Annotated in this window: 4 tRNA genes; all 4 read right to left on the minus strand. The window is 52.5% G+C overall.

Annotated features, from left to right (window positions below):
• Positions 1–26: 26 nt before the first annotated feature.
• Positions 27–119: transfer RNA gene (locus tag ILT06_RS32260), tRNA-Ser, on the minus strand.
• A gap of 17 nt (positions 120–136) precedes the next feature.
• Positions 137–213 (minus strand) — tRNA-Ile (locus ILT06_RS32265).
• Positions 214–217: 4 nt separating this feature from the next.
• A tRNA-Met gene (locus ILT06_RS32270) sits at positions 218–294 on the minus strand.
• Between the two features lie 20 nt (positions 295–314).
• Positions 315–387, minus strand: a tRNA-Ala gene (locus tag ILT06_RS32275).
• Positions 388–400: the final 13 nt, after the last annotated feature.

Here is a 400-nt window from a genome sequence, read left to right on the forward strand (position 1 = left end):
TGATAAAATATTTAATTTAGAAAAAATGGAGGAGGTAGAGGGATTCGAACCCCCGCGCGACTCTCGCCGCCTGTCGGTTTTCAAGACCGATCCCTTCAGCCGAACTTGGGTATACCTCCGAGATATAAAGCTTTAGTGGTGGACCTTGTAGGACTCGAACCTACGACCGGACGGTTATGAGCCGTCTGCTCTAACCAGCTGAGCTAAAGGTCCTTTATGGTAGCGGCGGAGGGGATCGAACCCCCGACCTCACGGGTATGAACCGTACGCTCTAGCCAGCTGAGCTACACCGCCATAAAAGATATTAAAATAAGTGGAGCCTAGCGGGATCGAACCGCTGACCTCCTGCGTGCAAGGCAGGCGCTCTCCCAGCTGAGCTAAGGCCCCATGTTTTTGGAAA

This window comes from Bacillus sp. 17RED48 (assembly GCF_019837545.1).
Taxonomy (GTDB): Bacteria; Bacillota; Bacilli; order Bacillales; family Bacillaceae_G; genus Bacillus_A; species Bacillus_A wiedmannii.